At 64.2% G+C, this 18,851-nt stretch carries 17 protein-coding genes; 7 read left to right on the top strand and 10 right to left on the bottom strand.

What is annotated here, in order from left to right:
• Nucleotides 1-7: 7 nt before the first annotated feature.
• The 3 genes from KC8_RS15885 to KC8_RS15875 all read right to left on the bottom strand — a co-directional run bounded on the left by KC8_RS15885 (nucleotide 8) and on the right by KC8_RS15875 (nucleotide 2,161).
• Complete coding sequence (locus KC8_RS15885; protein ID WP_010123917.1) at nucleotides 8-355, bottom strand: antibiotic biosynthesis monooxygenase family protein; 348 nt, start codon at nucleotides 353-355, stop codon at nucleotides 8-10.
• Nucleotides 356-415: 60 nt separating this feature from the next.
• Nucleotides 416-892: a VOC family protein gene (locus KC8_RS15880; protein ID WP_010123920.1), complete on the bottom strand. Its 477-nt coding sequence runs from the start codon at nucleotides 890-892 to the stop codon at nucleotides 416-418.
• A 93-nt stretch (nucleotides 893-985) separates the two neighbouring features.
• Nucleotides 986-2,161 carry an acyltransferase family protein gene (locus tag KC8_RS15875; RefSeq protein ID WP_010123922.1) on the bottom strand — a complete coding sequence of 392 codons (1,176 nt, stop codon included), beginning with the start codon at nucleotides 2,159-2,161 and terminating at the stop codon, nucleotides 986-988.
• 443 nt (nucleotides 2,162-2,604) lie between these two features.
• On the opposite strand from KC8_RS15875, the gene KC8_RS15870 reads away from it, so the two are divergent.
• From KC8_RS15870 to KC8_RS15860, 3 genes are read left to right on the top strand one after another with little or no spacing between them, the layout of a single operon-like run.
• Nucleotides 2,605-3,306, top strand: coding sequence for a response regulator transcription factor (locus KC8_RS15870; RefSeq protein ID WP_010123924.1), 702 nt, complete (start codon nucleotides 2,605-2,607; stop codon nucleotides 3,304-3,306).
• Between the two features lie 8 nt (nucleotides 3,307-3,314).
• On the top strand, nucleotides 3,315-4,631 hold the full coding sequence (locus KC8_RS15865) for a FecR domain-containing protein (RefSeq protein WP_138956604.1): 1,317 nt from the start codon (nucleotides 3,315-3,317) through the stop codon (nucleotides 4,629-4,631).
• Nucleotides 4,628-6,895, top strand: a complete 2,268-nt coding sequence (locus tag KC8_RS15860) for a CHASE2 domain-containing protein (RefSeq protein ID WP_010123930.1) — start codon at nucleotides 4,628-4,630, stop codon at nucleotides 6,893-6,895. Before KC8_RS15865 ends, KC8_RS15860 begins: the two co-directional genes overlap by 4 nt.
• Nucleotides 6,896-6,910: 15 nt before the next feature.
• On the opposite strand, the gene KC8_RS15855 is transcribed toward KC8_RS15860, so the two are convergent.
• Complete coding sequence (locus KC8_RS15855; RefSeq protein ID WP_138956605.1) at nucleotides 6,911-7,405, bottom strand: hypothetical protein; 495 nt, start codon at nucleotides 7,403-7,405, stop codon at nucleotides 6,911-6,913.
• Nucleotides 7,406-7,735: 330 nt separating this feature from the next.
• On the opposite strand from KC8_RS15855, the gene KC8_RS15850 reads away from it, so the two are divergent.
• On the top strand, nucleotides 7,736-8,059 hold the full coding sequence (locus KC8_RS15850; RefSeq protein ID WP_029624314.1) for a hypothetical protein: 324 nt from the start codon (nucleotides 7,736-7,738) through the stop codon (nucleotides 8,057-8,059).
• Nucleotides 8,060-8,183: 124 nt separating this feature from the next.
• Here KC8_RS15850 and KC8_RS15845 read toward each other — a convergent pair whose 3' ends face one another.
• Nucleotides 8,184-10,532 (bottom strand): membrane-bound PQQ-dependent dehydrogenase, glucose/quinate/shikimate family, encoded by a 2,349-nt coding sequence (locus KC8_RS15845; protein ID WP_010123939.1) that lies wholly within the window; start codon nucleotides 10,530-10,532, stop codon nucleotides 8,184-8,186.
• A gap of 262 nt (nucleotides 10,533-10,794) precedes the next feature.
• Between KC8_RS15845 and KC8_RS15840 the strand changes: the two genes are divergently transcribed.
• From KC8_RS15840 to KC8_RS15830, 3 genes are read left to right on the top strand one after another with little or no spacing between them, the layout of a single operon-like run.
• The gene (locus KC8_RS15840) at nucleotides 10,795-12,012 is read left to right on the top strand and encodes a hypothetical protein (RefSeq protein ID WP_198360948.1); all 1,218 of its coding nucleotides are present in this window, start codon (nucleotides 10,795-10,797) and stop codon (nucleotides 12,010-12,012) included.
• Nucleotides 12,005-13,339: a lipopolysaccharide biosynthesis protein gene (locus tag KC8_RS15835; protein ID WP_010123943.1), complete on the top strand. Its 1,335-nt coding sequence runs from the start codon at nucleotides 12,005-12,007 to the stop codon at nucleotides 13,337-13,339. Before KC8_RS15840 ends, KC8_RS15835 begins: the two co-directional genes overlap by 8 nt.
• Nucleotides 13,339-14,421, top strand: coding sequence for a glycosyltransferase family 4 protein (locus KC8_RS15830; protein ID WP_010123945.1), 1,083 nt, complete (start codon nucleotides 13,339-13,341; stop codon nucleotides 14,419-14,421). Before KC8_RS15835 ends, KC8_RS15830 begins: the two co-directional genes overlap by 1 nt.
• On the opposite strand, the gene KC8_RS20370 is transcribed toward KC8_RS15830, so the two are convergent.
• The 5 genes from KC8_RS20370 to KC8_RS15810 all read right to left on the bottom strand — a co-directional run bounded on the left by KC8_RS20370 (nucleotide 14,396) and on the right by KC8_RS15810 (nucleotide 18,829).
• On the bottom strand, nucleotides 14,396-14,620 hold the full coding sequence (locus KC8_RS20370) for a hypothetical protein (protein ID WP_232455557.1): 225 nt from the start codon (nucleotides 14,618-14,620) through the stop codon (nucleotides 14,396-14,398). The genes KC8_RS15830 and KC8_RS20370 overlap by 26 nt on opposite strands.
• Nucleotides 14,593-15,297, bottom strand: coding sequence for a glucosamine inositolphosphorylceramide transferase family protein (locus KC8_RS15825; RefSeq protein WP_232455556.1), 705 nt, complete (start codon nucleotides 15,295-15,297; stop codon nucleotides 14,593-14,595). Before KC8_RS15825 ends, KC8_RS20370 begins: the two co-directional genes overlap by 28 nt.
• Nucleotides 15,298-15,537: 240 nt before the next feature.
• Nucleotides 15,538-15,747: a hypothetical protein gene (locus KC8_RS15820; protein WP_010123947.1), complete on the bottom strand. Its 210-nt coding sequence runs from the start codon at nucleotides 15,745-15,747 to the stop codon at nucleotides 15,538-15,540.
• 230 nt (nucleotides 15,748-15,977) lie between these two features.
• A complete protein-coding gene (locus KC8_RS15815; RefSeq protein WP_010123948.1) occupies nucleotides 15,978-17,516 on the bottom strand; it encodes a SpoVR family protein in 1,539 nt (512 codons plus the stop codon).
• Entirely contained in the window at nucleotides 17,513-18,829 is a 1,317-nt protein-coding gene (locus tag KC8_RS15810) for a YeaH/YhbH family protein (RefSeq protein ID WP_010123949.1), read from the bottom strand. The genes KC8_RS15815 and KC8_RS15810 overlap by 4 nt, the downstream gene beginning before the upstream one ends.
• Nucleotides 18,830-18,851: the final 22 nt, after the last annotated feature.

The following is an 18,851-nucleotide window of genomic DNA, read 5'->3' as shown; positions in this document are numbered from 1 at the left end:
TTCAGCATCATCCTCGCCCCTCATCCTCATCCGCCAGGCCCAGATCGCGCAGCAGCAGATCATCCGTCACCGCCATTGCCAGCAGCGGTTCACGCGGGGCATCGGCGATCGCATCGACGAAGGCCGCGCGGGTGGCGGGATCGTCATAGACCATCTTGGCATCGAACGCCCGGCGCCAGGTGGCTTCATCGGGCCATTCGGCAACCCCGACGAAACGGCCATCGGCGGTGCGGTGGAGACGCGACCCATAGCTGCCATAGGCCGCCGTGATCAGTTCGGTTCCGCGCCGCCATGCCGCGCGGAACTGTTCTTCCTTGCCGGGGTGGACCCGCCACCAATAGACCGCGACGAACATCGCATCACCTCGCTTGAGGGGATTATTCCACAACGCCACCTTGTTGCGCCAGCCGCCTGTTCAGCCGCCATCATAAGCGCGGCGCAGGCCGGCAATGTCGATCTTCACCATGCCGAGCATCGCCTGCATCACCCGGCCGGACTTTGCCAGATCGGGATCGCCCAGATATTCCCCCAGCACCTTGGGCACGATCTGCCACGACACGCCGTAACGGTCCTTCAGCCAGCCGCATTGTTCGATCGACCCGCCGGCGGACAGCCCGTCCCACAGATGATCCACCTGTGCCTGATCGGCACAATCGATCTGAAACGAAATGGCGTGGGTATAGGCGAACGCCGTACCGCCGTTGAGCGCCATGAAGCGATTTCCGCCCAGCGTGAAGCGAACGACCAGCACCGTTCCGGCAGCCCCGCCCGGCGCATCCACCGGGTTGCGCTGGACATGATCGATTCGCGAATCGGGCACCAGCGAGACGTAGAAACGCGCCGCATCCTCGGCCTCGGTGGCGAACCACAGGCATGGCGTAATCTTCGACATGACAGTCTCCCGTTTCGCCGGGTTCGCCGCAGGGCGCACCCGCCACACCCGGATCGACACCGAAACGCGACATTGGTTCCGTCAAATGATCAATCAGGTGAGCGCCGGGTTCGGCTCGCGCGGGTCGGCCGCGGGGTTGAGGATGCGGAACCGCGATCGCATCGCCAGAAACGGTTTTTCCAGAACATGATAGCTTGCCGCGGAAACCAGCAGGGTCAGCAACGCCGTCAGGATGAAGATCGCCCAGGGCGCACCGGCCTTGGACGCGATCGCCGTCGCCGCGTGCATGCAGAACAAATGGTACAGATACATGCCATAGCTGACCGTCCCGATATAATTCGGTACGCGCGATTCCAGCCCACGGGCCAACAGGCCCTGCGGCCGCAGGATGATGGCGGCGATGAACAAGACCGACACCCCGTGCAGGGCAAGGCGGAATGCCCCCGAAATATCAGCCGCCGGCAGGTTCAGCAGGGCGAGCAGCAGCAGGGCATAGGCCCAGCTTGCCCCGCGCCACCCCGCCACGCGCGCGACGATCGCATATGTGCCACGGCGATGGAGGAGGTGCGCCAGCGCGACGCCGAGCAGGATCGGCGTAAAGGTGGTCTGCAGGATTTCGGGATGCTGATCCGGCGCAAGGCCGAAATGCTGGGCGATCACCCCGTCGAGCAAGCCGAAATTCACCAGTTGATTGCCGACGAACGCCGCCAGCCAGATCGCCCCGCCGACCAAGGGGGCGGCGAAGGCTTCGACCAGCGGCCAGACGAGATAGAATTGTTCTTCCGTCGCGAGTGACCATGTCGGCGCCAGATTGGGCGCGTCCGGATGAAACCAGTTGGACAGATAGAGCGCATAAACGGGCAACCCGTTCACCAGTTTCGCGGTGTCCGGGCTGCCGGGCTTGAAGACGAGATAGACGACAACCAGCGCGGCAAGCAGGAAATAATAAGCCGGCACCAGCCGGAGCATGCGGCGTATCCAGAAATTCTTCAGCGAGACGCGCCCGCTTTTGGCCTTTTCGCGGATCAAAAGGGTGGCGATCAGGAACCCGCTGAGCGCGAAGAACAGATCGACGCCGAAAAACCCCCGGGTCATGATCGGCATCCAGGCCGGGTGCGGCGCATGGTGCCAGATGACCGCCAGGATCGCGAGGCAGCGAATGCCGTTCAGCCCCGCAAAATGCTGACGCCGGGTATAGGCGACATGCGCTTGGGCCGCGACGGCAATGTCCGTCTCATGCGGCGGGCGCGCATGTGAATCGTCGGCCATACCCATCCCCTTTGCCAGTCGCCGCCCGCTTATAGGCGGCGGATGCCCCCTGTCACCCGTGACCGCGCCTCAACTGCCCCTAGGCCGCACCAGTGACGCGGATCATCTAACTGACACTAAGGATAAAATCGTATAAGAGCGATTAGCATGATCAGGTACAATCCTGCGACGACTGCGCCACGACGCCTGAATCCAGCATCGTCTCGTCCCGTCAGGATCGCCAGCCACCCGCCGGCCCGGAATTTCATCATGCGCCTGCCAGCCAATATCCTGGCGCTTTCACCATGAAAGCAACGATATCGAAGCCATCCCATGGCATGGCTGCCAGTGCAGGGCATATGAAGAATTGTAAATTAACCTGAGTCCGCCTTCTATAACCCCCCAACAAGGTTAAATGAGGAAAATTGCGGGATCAGACCGGTACGAAAATGAGTTGATGCGACATGAGGATTGCCATTTTAGACGACGATCCAGCACTGGCGGCCCATGTAGAATCGGTCCTGCTGGAAGCAGGGCATAATTGCGCGACATTCCACAGCGGCCGGAAGTTGCTGAATGTCCTCCACCATGAAACCTTCGATCTGCTGCTGCTGGACTGGAATGTGCCTGATCTGACGGGCATCGCGCTGCTCGGCTGGATTCGCGAACATATCGAAAAGCCGCCACCGGTGATCCTGCTCACCAGCCGATCGGCCGAAGAGGATATCGTCGAAGGCCTGCGCGGCGGCGCCGACGATTATATCGTGAAGCCGCTGCAGGCCGTTGTCCTGGCCGCACGGGTGGAAGCCGTGCTGCGCCGCGCCTACCCGGCACCGGCCACCACCAGTATCGAAACCTTCGATAATTACGTTTTCGACACCAGCCTGGAAAGCATCACCCACGAAGGCACGCCGGTGCCGATGACGTCGAAAGAGTTTCTGCTCGCCCTGCTGCTGTTCCGTAATTTGCACCGGGCGCTGTCGCGTTCCTATATTTTCGACGCCCTATGGGGCCGACGGCCGGACCTGCCGACGCGCACGCTCGACGCCCATATTTCCAAAATCCGCAGCAAACTGAACCTGCGGCCGGAAAATGGCTATAAGCTGGTTCCGGTCTACGCTTATGGCTATCGGTTGGAAAAACTGCTGCCGGAGACTGTGGTGTGAAACCCGCCGTGAAGCGTTCGGTTTGGGCAGCGATACTGGCAATCGCGACGGCAGCGACTGCGGCGCCACGCCCGCCCCAGCCCATGGCCAGCTATGTGGTGCGCCCGGGCGACACCCTTTACACGCTGGCCGCGCAATATTTTGTCGGCCAGAATGATTTCGCGACGGTCCAGCGGATCAATCACATTGCCAATCCGTATCGCATTCCGGTTGGCCGCACGCTGAACATCCCGAAACATCTGCTGCGCCGCGAATTGACGGCCGCGCGGGTGAAAACGTTCAGCGGCCCGGTTGTCGTCACCGTCGCGGGCAGCAAGGCCGCCATCAAGGTAGGGCTGCCGATCGGCGAAACCAGCACGATCGAAACGGGCGCCAACGCCTTCCTGACGCTGGCGCTGGCCGATGGATCCATCGTTTCGATCCCATCGCAAAGCCGGGTGCAGGTGCAGCGGCTGCGACGCATCGTCATGACCGGAGCGGTCGAACGCGATTTCGCGATTGAACGCGGCCGCGCGCGCGCCATCGTCACGCCGATGCCCGATCCGGACAGTTCCTTCCACATCACCACGCCGGTTGCCGTCTCCGCCGTACGGGGCACGGAATATCGCGTCGGCTATGATCCGGCCGAACAGGAAGCGACGACCGAAGTGATCGAAGGCAAGGTTGCCTTTGCGTCATCCGACAAGCATCGAAACCTGCTGATCCCGGCCGGGTTCGGCACGTCGTCCGACAGTGCTGCGCCGAATACGCCGATCGCCCTGCTGGGCGCGCCGGTGCTGGTGCAGCCAGGCCGTACCCAGCACGAACCTGAACTGGCCTTTGCGCTGGAACCGATGGCAGCGGCCAAGGGCTATCATGTCACCATCGCGCGCGACGCCGGCTTCCTGGATGTGATCAGGGAGGAGGAAACCGCCACTCCGAGCACACAAATGGCGTCGCTGCCCGATGGCACCTATTTCGTCCGGGTCTCGGCAACCGACGCGAATGGCCTGGAAGGCCTGGCGGAAACCTATGCGTTCGAACGGCGGCTCAACAATGTCCGCACCGCGATGGATCAGAAGCAGGATCGCGGGCATCGCTATTATCAGTTCCGCTGGGATGCGCAGGGCCAGGGCATCCCCCGCTTCCGGTTTCAGCTTGGCACCTGCGGCGAAGCGGCTGCCCCGCTGGTCGATGAAGTCAGCCTCGATACGCGCAGCATAACCATCCGGGATCTCCCCGCCGGCACCTATTGCTGGCGGGTCATGTCCCTGCTGTTCGCCGACGGCAAAGCGAACGGCGCCTGGTCGCGCAGCGAGCGGTTTCACATCGCCACGACGCGATGACCGCCAGCCCCAGCGCCTTCCGGCTGCGGTTCGACTGGTGGCTGGTCGCCTTGCTTTCAAGCGCGCTGATCCTGTTCCTGGTGGCCGATCGGACGGCCGCGCGGATCGACAATCTGATTTACGATAATCTGCTGCGCATCGGCGAACGGCCGCCGGCCGCCGATATCCTGCTGGTGACGATCGACAATCGCAGCCTGCGCGAAATCGGGCCATGGCCGTGGCCGCGCGAACGCCACGCCGCCTTGTTGCAGGCTATCGCCAAGGCGCGCCCCCGCGCCATCATCGACGATATCCTGTTCACCGAACCCGGCCCGCCCGACGCCGATCACCGGCTGGGCGAAGCCATGGCGCAAGCCGGGGCGCCGGTTTTCGTGCCCTTGCTGCTGAGCGCGCCGGGCACGAATGGCGCGGCATTCGACGTGATCGAACCGATCGAACCGGTGCGAAAGGCCGCAGCCGGCATCGGCCACGCCAATCTGACGTTCGATGCCGACGGGCTGGTCCGCCGCATCGCCCTGTCCACCGGGGATGAAAAGCGCCGCTGGCCCCATGTGATCGCGCTCGCTTATCAGCAATTGCGTGGCGCGACCGACCCCACCCTGCCCCCGGCGCAGCGTTCGGCGATGATCGCCTATGCCGGCCCACCGGGCCATTTTCCGGCCATATCGGCGGCAAGCGTGCTGCGCGGCGAAGTGCCATCGCAATTCCTGCACAACCGGCTGATCTTGATCGGCGCGACCGGCGACGGGCTGGGAGACCAATATCCCACCCCGCTTGCCGGCCCCAGCGGCGTGATGCCGGGCGTCGAAATCCTTGCCAACCTGTTCGATTCGATGCTGACCGATCGCCTGATCCGGCCGGTGGAGGGCGTCGCACTCTATATCGCTGCGCTGCTGCCCCTGTGGGGGCTGCTGTTCGCGTTCCGCCGCCTCAGCCCGCGCCGCACGATCCTGCTGCTTTTCGCCCTGCTCGCGGTGATCTTCGCCGCGACCGCAGGGCTGATGCTGTTCGGAATCTGGTTGCCGCCGGCGGCCGCGATGATCGGCCTTGCCATCGTCTATCCGCTGTGGGGCTGGCGGCGGCTGGCGGCGGTGAGCGCCTATATGGTGAGCGAGCTGGAGCAACTGCGCGACGAACCCGAACTGCTGCCGTTCGACAAGACGCCGCTTACCGCAACAGACATTGTCGGCCGCCAGACACAATTGCTGGGTGACGCGATCAAACGCACCCGCGATCTGCGGCACTTCGTATCCGACCGGCTCCACCAGATGCCCGACGCGATGCTCGTCACCGATTGCGACGGGCAGATCATGCTGGCCAATCAGGAAGCGCAAAAGCTGCTGGCCAGCCTGACCGGGAACAACGGCACCGGCGAGAACATCACCGCCCTGCTCGGCCATTTCCAGCCCACCGACGCCACGATGCCCGTTTCCGTCTTCCCGCCCCCGCAGGCCGAGACCGCGACGGAAGTGACGACGGCGGACGGGCGTTTCTTCGATCTGCGCTATGCCCTGCAACATGCCAGCGACGGCCAGCCGGTTGGTTGGATCGCCCGGATCGTCGACATCAGCGACGCCAAGGCCGCATTGCGCCGGCAAGAAGATGTGCGCCAGTTGCTGACGCACGATATGCGATCGCCGCAGGCATCGATCATCGCGGTGATCGACCATAGCAGCGCCGACCAGATCGACCAGGAAATCGGCCGGCGGATCAAGGGCTATGCCCAGCGAACGCTGGCGCTGGCGGACAGTTTCGTCCAGCTCGCGCGCGCGGAATCGCACCAATATGCCCTTGAGGACGTCGACCTGGCCGATGTGCTGATCGACGCCGTGGACGATCTGTGGCCGCAATCATCGGCGCGCGGCATGCCGGTCATCCTTGAAGGCGAACGACACGACCTGTTCCTTTCGGGCGAACGATCGCTGTTGACGCGGGCGTTCATCAACCTGGTTGGCAATGCGATCAAATATAGCCCCGATGGCGGCACGATCCGCTGTCACCTCAGCCGGCGGGAAACCGCCGCTGGCGGCATTGCGGTATGCGCGATCAGCGATGAAGGGATCGGCATCGCCCCCGAACAACTGGCAACGCTGTTCGAACCGTTCCGGCGCGTATCCGGCGGGCGGGCGGCGCGCATCGAAGGCGTGGGGCTGGGGCTGGCTTTCGTGCGCGCCGTCATTGCCCGCCACGGCGGCAATGTTTCGGGCGCAAGCCGCCTTGGCGAAGGATCGACCTTTACAGTGGAATTGCCGCTGATCGATTGATCCGCAGCGGTTCTTCTACTGGCCGCGCATGGCGTTGCAGGCCGCCTCAACCAGGCGCGCAGCGCGCGCGGGATCAGCCTTGCGACCATGATGTTCGGTTGCCGACACCCGATAGACCTGCTGCGCGTTCGCCGCATCGATCACGCCGATCGTCACCAATGCCCGACCGCGCCGGCCCGACCCCTTCCCATCGGCCCAAACACCGGGGATTTGCGCCGATGGCGCGTCATCGTGCACGAAAACATTGGCGCCACCGGGGCGATCCGCAAAGGACCATTGGACGATATAGGCCGGATCCTTCTGTCCGGGCGCCGCCCCGATATCGACGAAACATTGCCGGACCTGCGGTTCAAGCGCGGCCAACAGCGCGGAATCATCAGGCTGCAGGATAAAAGACCACCCGGCGCCGGCCGGCAGCGCACCGCTGGTGGCCACGGCCTGCCGGGGCGGCCCTGCGCATCCGCCGACCAACAATCCGGCCAGAACGATCGATTTCGCAAAGGTCCCCATATGCATATGCCTCGATACCGCTTCGCTCCGCACCATGCCAGCCGCGATATCCCCTGCACAAGAAAGCCATTTTACACTGCTTGACGCGACCCCGCGCGCCGACCCGATTATCATGGTTTTTGTCCACCAAGGCCCCGGTGGGCAAACGGACAGGACTGCATCCGGCTATCGGGGAGAACGGAGCCATGTTGCCACCGCCTTCCCAAAAGCCCGAAAATGAGGGAGCCGCGTTTGCGAACCGGCTCCCTCCGGTCCTGACGGAGCAATTTTCCGTCCCACCAATCGGCGCTCATTGATTTGAAGGACAGCCCCCCGCCCCGGAACAGCAGAATGAACGCAATATCGTCATCCGCGGCCTTTGCCATGGCACGGCTGCATATCGCCCGCGCGCACGGCCAGACATTCCAGCGGATCAGCGCATCGCACACCTATACCCATATCGTGATCGGCCGCCCCAGCCTTGATCACGCCCTGACGCAAGGGATGGGCGCAGGCGCAAACCGGGCGCCACCAGACGGATATTATGATCGCTGGCAAGCGCTTGGCTGGTACGCCAGCGAAGACATCGCCACCCGGAGCGCGGCCATTTTGCGCCAGCAGGATTTCTGGGCGGAGATTCACAGCATCCCGGTGCTGATCACCAGGGCCATTTGATCCGTCCTTGACGAAAAAGAGGCCGCCATTGCTGGCGACCTCTAATGCGACCCTTCTGGGTATCTGATGATCATCTTATAGACGGTGCGAACGCCCCCGCAGAGTCAAACAAGGTTAAAATCGATCAATCCGGCAGGGCGTATGCCACGACATGATCGCCGGGCGTGGTGCCCATGAAGCCGTGGCCGCCCGCGGCGATGACCACATATTGCTTGCCGGTGCGGCCCGACGTGTAGGTCAGTGGGCTGGCCTGCCCGCCCGCGGGCAAACGCCCCTTCCACAATTCCTTGCCCGTCCGTGTATCAAACGCGCGCAGATAATTGTCGATCGTGGCGGCGATGAACGAAACGCCGCCCTTGGTGACGGCCGCGCCGCCGAGGTTGAAGACGCCCGGCACGGCGATGCCCAGGGGCGCGTGATCCTGCGTCGTGCCAAGCGTGGTTTCCCACACCAGCTTGCGGCTCTTGAGATCGACGGCGGCCAGCTTGCCCCAGGGCGGCGCGTTGCACGGCAGGCCGAGCGGCGACAGGAACGGCGCGAAATCGACCGCATAGGGCGTACCCCGCTGCGGCGACAGGCCCTTGTGGCCGTTTCCAGCACTCGCCGCCATCAGCCTGTCCGCTTCGGCACGCGGGACGAGGCGCACCGTCAACGGCATGTAGGAGGTGTTGACCACCATCAGCCCGCGGCCTTCATCCACCGCCACGCTGCCCCAGTCGATCACCCCGAAATTGCCGGGATATTGCAAGGTACGGCGCACCGACGGCGGGGTATATTTGCCCTGATAATCCATCTGGCGGAACTGGATGCGGCACCACAATTGATCGAGCGGGGTTGCCCCCCACATGTTCGCTTCGGTCAACGGCGGCGGGGTGAAGCTGGGCATGCCCGTCGACCAGGGCTGCGTCGGCGAATAGCGTTCACCGGGAATGTCGCCCTGCGGCGCGGGCCGTTCCTCGACCGTCGCCAGCGGTTTGCCGTTGCGCCGATCGAGCAGATAGACCTCGCCATGCTTGGTCGGCTGGATCAGCGCGGGCACGATTTGCCCGCCGACCGGCAGATCGACCAGCACCGGCTGCGAACCGACATCATAATCCCACAGATCATGATGCACCGTCTGGAATGACCAGCGCGCCGCCCCTGTCGCGGCATCGAGCGCGACGACCGAACTGGAATAGCGATCGGCCGCCGCCGTGCGCGTGCCACCGAAGAAATCGGGGGTGCTGTTGCCCGTGGGCACATAGACCAGGCCCAACTTGGGATCGGCGCTGAACAAGGTCCACGCATTGGGCGTGCCGGGGGTGAAGATTTCACCGGGCTTGAGCGCGCCCGCCCCTTCCGGCCGGCCGATATCCCACGCCCACAGAAACTTGCCGTTGCGGGCGTCGAACGCGCGAACCACGCCGGACGGCAGATCGGTGGCAACACCATCGAGCACGAACCCGCCGATCACCGCCGCATTGCCGATGATCGTCGCCGGCGACGTGGCATATTGGAAACCCGGCGTGACCGGGCCAAGCCCATCAAGCAGCGAAATTTCGCCATTGCGGCCAAAGCTCTGGCAGCGCTGGCCGCTATCGGCATCCAGCGCGATCATCCGCCCGTCGATCGTGGCGACCAGCACCCGGCGCGGGCAATCCGCCACCGGTTCCTGCGCTTCAAAATAGGAAACGCCGCGGCAGACGAGCATCGCCACGCCGCTGTCGTTGGCCTTGGGATCATGCCGCCAGCGTTCCTTGCCGGTGTCGGCATCGAGCGAAATGACGATATCGTGCGGCGTGCAAAAGATCAGGCTGTCGCCCACCTTGATCGGCGTCGCTTCGAACATGAAGGCCGATTTCGTGGCCGGGTAATTGGCCGCGATATCGCCGGTCCGATAGGTCCAGGCCACCGTCAGCCTGTCGACATTCTCCGGCGTGATCTGCGACGCGGGAGAATAACGCGTGGCGGATGCGGTTCGGCCAAATTCGGGCCAGTCATCGCCGCCGGCGCCGATCGGCGCGGCGGTGGCCGCCTGATCCTGCGCGGACAAAGCGACATGCCCAAAGGCGAGCCAACCGGCACCGCCCAGCGCCGCCACGCCGGCAACCGCCATGACCGCAGCAGCGGTGCTGCGGCCCTTGCGGCCCGGTGCGGCGGGACTTGTTCCGCCGCCAAGCGGGCGCTGCACCCAGGGCATCAGCATATAGATGCCGATCGCCAGCGGCCCGCCCACCCGTGGCAGCAATTGCCAGAAATCCGCGCCCACTTCCCAGAACGCCCAGGCAATCGTGCCGGCCAGAACCGCAAGATAGATCCACACGCCGGATCGTTTTCCGCGGCAGATCAACACGCCGGATGCGACACAGCCGAGACCGGTGATCAGGTAATAAGGCGAGCCGCCAAGCTGGATCAGCCAGCCGCCGCCCAGCCCCAGCGCCAATCCGACAAGGGCAAGAAACCCGCCCAGCAGCCACAGGCCAATCCGCGCCATATCGCCATCCCCTAATCCAGCCCGGCATGATTCGCCTGTGGTTGCGCAAAGACGTATGTTTCATGTCCTTTGGCGATGGTTTGCGCAATCACCCATCAAAACACACCGCGTATCCGCAATCGCATTCGTGGCACAAAGATCGCGCGCCAACCGCATCCGCGCGCGGCGGATACCGTCATGGACCGCGCACCGGCCTTGCGCCAGCCAGCCATGGCGCGTTTTCGCTTCAACCCGGTCCCGCCTCGTGTAGAGGGTGGACCCAATGCTGGGAGTCGCGATGCGGGTCGGTTTTCTCTTCAATCACGATCAGGTTCACCAGGTTGCCCACAGCCTTCCGGTCGCGCTGGCGCTGGCGGAAGCGGGCACCGGCGCCGAAGTGGTTCTGGCGACCACCAATGACCGGGTTGAAGCCGAAGTCCGGCGGCTGGCGGGCGATGCGATCGGGCGCAGCCTGACGCTGGTGCGGCTAGGCCTGCGCAAAGCCGCCAGCCGGATCGTCGCGCGCGTCGCCGGCCGGCTGGCCCCTGCCGCCAAGCTGCTTATCTATGGCGACAATCTGGATTTCTTTCGTTCGCTCGACATCCTTGTCGTCGCGGAAAAGACGTCGCTGGCCTTGAAGACCCGTTATGGTCTCGACAGGCTGAAGATCATCCATACCCGCCATGGCGCGGGGGACCGGGCGATCGGTTTCGACAAAGCGAGCGCGGGCTTCGATCATGTGCTGGTGTCCGGCCCGAAGATTCGCGACCGGCTGATCGCCGAAGCCCATCTCGATCCCGATCGCATCACTATTGTCGGCTATCCGAAATTCGATCTGCATGCGCCCGCAAGCCGGCACGAACCGGCCCCGCATGGCCGGCCGGTGGTGCTCTATAATCCGCACCCATCCCCGCATTTGTCGTCCTGGTACAAGATGGGCCGGCAGATCCTGGACTGGTTCATCGCGCACCCCGAATATGAACTGATCTTCGCGCCGCACGTGATGCTGTACGAACGGCCGTTCGTGCTGACGATCGATCAGTTGCGGGTCGACCGCCCCGGCCCGATCGAACAACGGTTCCGGCAAGCGCCCAACATCCATATCGATCTTGGCAGCCGGGCATCGACGACGATGGAATATACCAACCGCGCCGATATCTATCTGGGCGACGCCAGTAGCCAGATTTACGAATTTCTGATCGAGCCGCGCCCGTGCGTGTTCGTCGACGCGCATCACACGCCATGGCAGGGCGATGCGAACTTCGCCCACTGGACGGCAGGCCCCGTCATCGGCGACGTCGCCGAACTCGGTTCCGCACTGGCAAATGCGCGCCGCGATCAGGACAGGCTGTACCGCCCAGTGCAGGAACGCCTTTTCAACTACAGCTTCGACCTTGCCGAAACCCCTTCATCCCAACGGGCAGCGCGGGCCATAGCCCAGGTGGCGGGCCTCGTCTGGCCCACCGCATTGCCTGAACCGGCGACCCAGCACGATGCGTGAAGCCGCACCGGCCGGGATCGTACGGCGCATCTATGGCAATCTGGGTCGCCTGCTATCCGGCAAGGCGGCCGCCGGGATCATCAGCCTGATCTACATGATCGTCGCGGCGCGCGCGCTGGGGCCAACCGATTATGGCGTGCTGATCCTCGTCCATGGTTTCGCCCTGACGGTGGGCGGCATCGTCGAGTTTCAGGGCTGGCATGCGGTGGTCCGCTATGGCGCGAGCGCGCTGTCCCGCGATGATCGGCCGGCGCTGGCGCGGCTGCTGCGCTTCATCGGCACGGTGGAAATGACCGCCGGGATCGCCGCCGTGCTGGCAGCGGCGATCCTGGCCCCCATTCTTGGCCCCGGACTAGGCTGGTCGGCAACGGCCCTGGCCTTTGCCATTCCCTACAGCCTCGCGGTGCTGGCATCGGTACGATCCACGGCCGCCGGATATCTGCAACTGATGGGCCGGTTCGATCTGCTCGGCATCCACAACGCGATATCGCCGACGGTTCGGCTGGTGGGCGCGCTGATCGCGTGGGCGGCGGGCCTTGGCCTACAGGCATTTCTGATCACCTGGCTCGTCGCCGCGCTCGTCGAATGGCTGACGATGTGGCTGATGGCGATCCACGTCGCCCGCAAAACACTGGCCGGAACGTCGCTGCGCGGTGGATTGCACGGCGTGCTCGCCCAGAATCCGGGCATCTGGCGTTTCATGATCACCGCCAATGCCGATGTTACGCTGGGCGAACTGGCCGGCCGCGTGGCCCCGCTGGTGATCGGCTGGATACTGGGCCCGCAAGCCGTTGGCCTCTATGCGATCGCGCAGCGCGCAACCGTGGTGATTTCCCAACCCGCCCAGATCCTGGGTTTCGCCGCTTATGCCGAACTGGCGCGGCTGGTGGCGGCCGGCGGACATGGCGCCAGATTGCGACGCGCCGTGCTCCACAGCATCGCGATCGCAGCCGCAGCCGCCCTTCCGGTGCTGATCATCCTGCTTGTGTTCGGGCGGGAAATTGCCGTCCTGATCGGGGGATCGGCCTATGCGGGTGCCGCTGCCGTCATGTTCTGGCTGGCCTGCGCGCGCGCGATCCTGCTGGTTGCCCCGCCCGCCAGCGCCGCGCTGGTCGCGCTGGGCCGCCCCGGCCGGTCGGTGACAGCCAATCTGGTGGCCAATCTGGGCCTGTTGCCGCTGTTGCCGCTGATGCTCAAGCAATTCGGCCTGATTGGCGCGGGCTGGCATGCGATGCTGCAAGCGGGCGCGACCGCCGCGCTGCTGCTGTGGTTCGCGCTGCACAAGAACACCACCCCTGCCCCCGACATCGCGACGAAGGCCCCCTGATGCGCATCGCCTACATCATCAATTCGGTGGAAGGCGGCGGCGCCGCGGGGCCGGTGCCCGCCGTCACCCGTATATTGCGCAACCATGGCGCCGACGTCCGCGTCTTCGCGCTCACCGGGCGCGATCGGCGCGGGCTGCCGGCGATGCTGGACGCCGGGCTGGAAGTCAGCATCCGCCCGGATGGCGAAAAGGATCATCTGGCCGCGTTGCGCTGGATCACCGAAAGCCTGACGGCCTGGCGGCCCGACATCATCTGGACATCGCTGACCCGCGCAACCCTGCTGGGCCAGATTGCCGGCCAGCGCATGGGCATCCCGGTGGTGAGCTGGCAGCATGCCGCTTATCTCAAACCCGCAAACCGGCTGCTGCTGCGCGCGCGCCAGAAGCGATCGGCCTTGTGGATCGCGGATTCGCATTGCGTTGCATCGCTCACCGCTGCCCGCCTTGCCGTTCCCGCCGAACGGCTGGCGATCTGGCCCTTATTCTCGGCCGATCCCGCCGCACCACAGGCAACGCCCTGGCAACCGGGCGAACCGGTCCGCATCGGCACGCTGGGCCGGCTGCACCCGGTAAAGGGATATGACGTGCTGATCGGCGCGCTGGCCCGGTTGAAGGCCGATGGTTTCAACCCGCCCGCCCCGTTCGAAGTGGTCATCGCCGGCGACGGCGCCGGGCGGGCCGTGCTCGAACAGGCGATCCGCGACGCCGGCGTCGGCAATTTCAGGCTGGCCGGCTACACCGAAAATCCGCGCGATTTCCTGGCCGGCCTGCACCTTTACGTCCAGCCGTCACGATCCGAAGGGCTGTGCATCGCCGTCCACGAAGCGATGCAGGCTGGCTTGCCGACCATCGCATCGGCGGTGGGTGAAATGCCCTATTCGATCGTCGATGGCACAACCGGCCTGGTGGTGCCGCCGAATGACGAGGCGGCCCTGGCATCCGCGCTTGCCCGGCTGCTGGCCGAACCTGAACAACTGGCCACATTGGGTGCGGCGGCGCGGGCACGGGCGCTGGATCGCTTCGGCGCGGACGCCTTTGCCGCCGCCGGGGCCGATATCATGCGCCGGTTGCCGCGCCCCTGATCATCCGCGCCAGATCGATCAGCCAGCCCCGGCCCGACCGATCGACCCGCTTGGCATCGATCAGCGTGAACGGCCCGCAGGCGGCCAGCGTATGCAGCCCTTCGACATAAGGGGCAAAAGCAGGTGGTGCGGCGATCCGCGCGCCCAGACGGGTTTCGATCCGCTCGGGCGTCAACACCGGCATATGCAACAAGCGCACCGCGCCGCCATAGGTGCGGCTGCAATCCTGCACCGGCAGGACCACCTCGCCATCCAGCAGGAACGGCGTTCCCCCGGCCGCGCGCCGCCACGATCCAGGCGGACCGGATTGCCGGGATGGACATGCCATTCGCCGGTCAGTTCATCCGCCCAGGCCGCATGCAGGCTGCCAAGCCGCATATCCTTGCTGGTCGACGCGCTGTAGAATAGCCACCATCGCCCATCATGCCGAAACGGCGTCGCATCGACCGCCGCGCCATCCAGCGGGAGCCGTGCCACCGCCTGCCAGCCCGTGGGAAAATCATCCGCGCGATACAGCGTCAACGTGCCGGACCTGTTGGCTTCGGGCAGCATCCAGATCGCCCCGTCCGCTTCGAACACATTGGGGTAGGACAGATGCCATGGTTCGCGCAGCACCGTTTGGCGGCCGATGAACGCCAGATCGCGATCGAACCGCAGCAGATCGATCACGCCATGCCGCGTGCGATAATCATATTGTTCGACAAACAGATGGAGAATGCCATCGCGCCACAAGCCGAACGGATCGGCATCGAACGTGAAGGACGGGCCAGTATCCAGCCACGTCACGCGGCTGCCATCGTCCAGGCCATGCCGGGCAATCCGGTCGATCGGGGCGTGAACGATACCCACCCGCCATAGATCGCAACGCCGCGGCATATCAGCCCTGCCCGCCCAGGTCGCTACACCGGCAGGCAGTGCCCCGCCGCGTGATCGCCCCCATGCCCGCGCCGCGCCGCGCTACAACCATTCGATCCTCCGCAGGGCCGGTTCATCGGCGATCATCGCCGACCGACCCCGCATCGCTGTAGCGTGCTATTTGAATTTGGCGAAGGCGCACCGCCGCCGTTCCCGCGGCAGGCACGGATTACCCGATCGCGACCTTAACGCAGCGCGGCCTTAATGCGCCGCGACATTCATCTTGAGCATCGGCCCCATGGTGGATGGGGGGACAATCTGGATACCGCCCAGTTCCGCCGCCTTGCGCCGATATTCGGCCGCCATCGCCAGATGCATCTTGCGCGCGGGCACATCATCGGTCGCGGCGGCCAGCTGCTCGTGCATTTCGGCACGTTCCAGATATTCCGCCGGATTATCCTTGCTGAACATAAGGCACACTCCAGTCCCCTGCTCCTGATCCGGGCGGCGCACCGTTGTACCGTGGCACCACGTCCGGTCCACTATCAGATCGGGTCGCGCCAGCCGCTTAAAGCCACGCCGCTTCCACCGGGAAAAGCGCGTCCACCGTGCTGCATCCGACGCGCATCTTCGAAAAATCTGATCTCCTGCGTCTACGCCGAACGGGACCGAAAGGGAAACGAAATCCCGGTCTGGTGCGGTCAGCCGGGGCTGCCCGCGCGCGGCTGCACGCGGTGTTGCCTATATTCCCTGCCACTCTCCCGATCGCGTTCGGCAAGGCATACTTCATACCCCCACAGATCGGCCAGGTGCTGCAACACGGCCGTGACATCGCCATCCGCCAACAGCACGCCATCGCTGACGCTATGTTCCAATATCAGCTTGCGATCCCCGGCCAGATCGACATCGACGATCTGGATATCCGGTTCCTGCCGGCCAATATCATGGTGCAGCGCCAGCGCGCGGCGGATAGCGCGATAGCCCCGCTCATCATGGATCGCATCGACCCGCAGCTTCGGATCGGCCGCATGGTCGTCCAGCTTGAACAGCCGCCAGTGGCGGATCATGTGCGGGCTGAGAAACTGGACGAGGAAACTTTCGTCGCGATAATTGGCCCAGATATGCCTGAGCACCCCGTCCGCATCGCCCTTGCCGGCGATATCGGGAAACCAGATGCGGTCCTCGTCGGTGGGTTCACGGCAGATGCGGCCGATATCCTGCATGATGCCGAACCCCAGCGCATAAGGGTTCAGCCCGCCATAATGGCCGGAATCGAACATCGGCTGATAAACGACGTTGGTGTGTGACTGGAGAAATTCCATGAACGAACCGTCAGTGAGCCGGCCGGCTTCGTGCAGCGCCGTCATGATGCGGTAATGGCAATAAGTGGCCGCCCCTTCGTTCATCACCTTGGTCTGGCGCTGCGGGTAGAAATATTGCGCGATCAGCCGGATGATCCGCAGGATTTCGCGCTGCCATGGCGCGAGTTTCGGCGCTGACTTTTCAAGAAAATAGAGGATATTTTCCTGCGGCAGATTGAGCGCGTGGCGGCGCTGATCCACCGCCACCGGGGCCTGCGCCGCCTTCTTCGGCAGGGTACGCCACAGATCGTCGTAAATGCTTTCCTGATAGGCGCGGCGTTCACTTTCGCGCGCCGCTTCCGCCAGCAGATCGCGCGCACGGACGCGCGGATAGCGGTGGATGCCCTGGTTCATCAGCGCGTGGGCGGCATCCAGCAGCCGTTCGACCGCCTGTTCGCCATATCGCTCCTCGCAACTCGCGATATAGCGTTTGGCAAATTCCAGATAATCGATAATGCCGCCCGCATCGGTCCATTGCTTGAACACATAGTTATTCTTGAAGAAATGATTATGCCCGAAGGCAGCGTGGGCGATGACGATCGCCTGCATCGTCGCGCTGTTTTCCTGCATGATATAATTGATGCAAGGGTTCGAATTGATCACCATCTCATAAGCCAGCCCGCGCAGGCCCTTGCGGTACATCGCCTCATTGGCCAGAAACTGTTTCCCGAACGACCAATGCTTGTAGAAAAGCGGCATGCCCGTGGACGCATAGGCATCCAGCATCTGTTCGACGGTGATCACCTCGATCTGGTTGGGATAGATATCGAGTTTCATCTCGCCCAGCGCGATCCGTTCGACCGCATCATGGATGCGACGGATGAGATCGAAGTCCCAGTCGCTGCCCTCGAACAGCGGGGTATCGGTGCGCACGCTCATCCGTCGCGTCCCCGATCGGCCACGCCGCGCCGCTGGAACAGTTCACGGAACACCGGATAGATTTCGCGACGATGGTGCACCTTGCGCATCGCAAACCGCCCCTTCGGCCCCGCCACCGCCTGATACGCGCGCCACAGATCGCTGTCGGCGGTGACGCTGCCTTCCACCATCGGATCCTCCTCGCGCCCGACTTCGAGATAAGCGACATATTGGCTGATCGGCAGAATTTCGTCCTGCATCAGGCTGCACGTCAACGGATTGTCCCGCGTCAGATTGTCGCCGTCGGAAGCCTGCGCGACATAGATGTTCCAATCGTCCGGCCGATAACGCTGGGCGACGACCGCCAGCATCTTGGCCAGTGCGCTCGACACCAAGGTGCCGCCGGTTTCGGGGCTGTAGAAGAAGGTCTGTTCATCCACCTCATCGGCATGATCGGTATGCCGGATGAACACCACGTCGACATGGCGATAGCAGCGGGTGAGGAATAGATGGAGCAGCGCGAAGAAGCGCTTGGCCAGATCCTTCATATGCTCGGTCATCGAACCGGACACATCCATCAGGCAGAACATCACCGCGCGCGCGACCGGCCGGGGGTTTGCTTCATAGCGACGATAGCGCAGATCGACCGGATCGACGTAGGAGATCAGCCGGCGGCGGCGTTCGATCCGGTCGCGTTCATCGCGTAACGCCGCCAGCCGCGCATCGTCCCCCGGTTCGGGCGGGTTGCGCCCTTCGATCCGGGCGATTTCCTCATCCAGTTCGCGCAAGTCTTCCCGGCTTGGCCGTCTGAGCGCGAGGCGGCGGGCCATGGCGTGGCGCATCGTGCGCGATACCGACAGGCTGGCCGGGGATCCGCTCGTCGTATAGCCGGCGCGGCGGACACCTTCGATCTCGTCCGCCGCCAGCCGGCGCTTGGCAAGATCGGGCAGTTCGAGATCATCGAGGAACAGATCGAGAAATTCCTCGCGCGTCAGGACAAAGCGAAACTCGTTTTCGCCGTCCCCTTCCCCTGCCCCCGATCCACCGCCACCGGCCGGATCGGGCCGATCCATCGTATCGCCTTCCATATATTCGCGGTTGCCGGGCAGGACGTGATCGCGGTTTCCTCCCTGGCCGGATCGATGGAAGGTCGGTTCGTTCATCCCATCGCGAACGATCGTGACCTCGCCTTCCTGATCGAGTTCGCGGATGCTGCGATCCTTCAGGCTGTCGCGCACCGCCCGCTGCACCAACGTCTTCACCCGCCGCAGGAAGCGCTGTCGATTGACCAGGCTCTTGCCGCCGGGGTTCAGGCGTCGATCGATGATGTGCATGTGCGGCTAGCCAGCCAGCCTC

The organism is Sphingomonas sp. KC8 (assembly GCF_002151445.1).
Classification (GTDB): Bacteria; Pseudomonadota; Alphaproteobacteria; order Sphingomonadales; family Sphingomonadaceae; genus Sphingomonas_E.
This window is presented reverse-complemented; position numbering and strand designations above follow the sequence as displayed.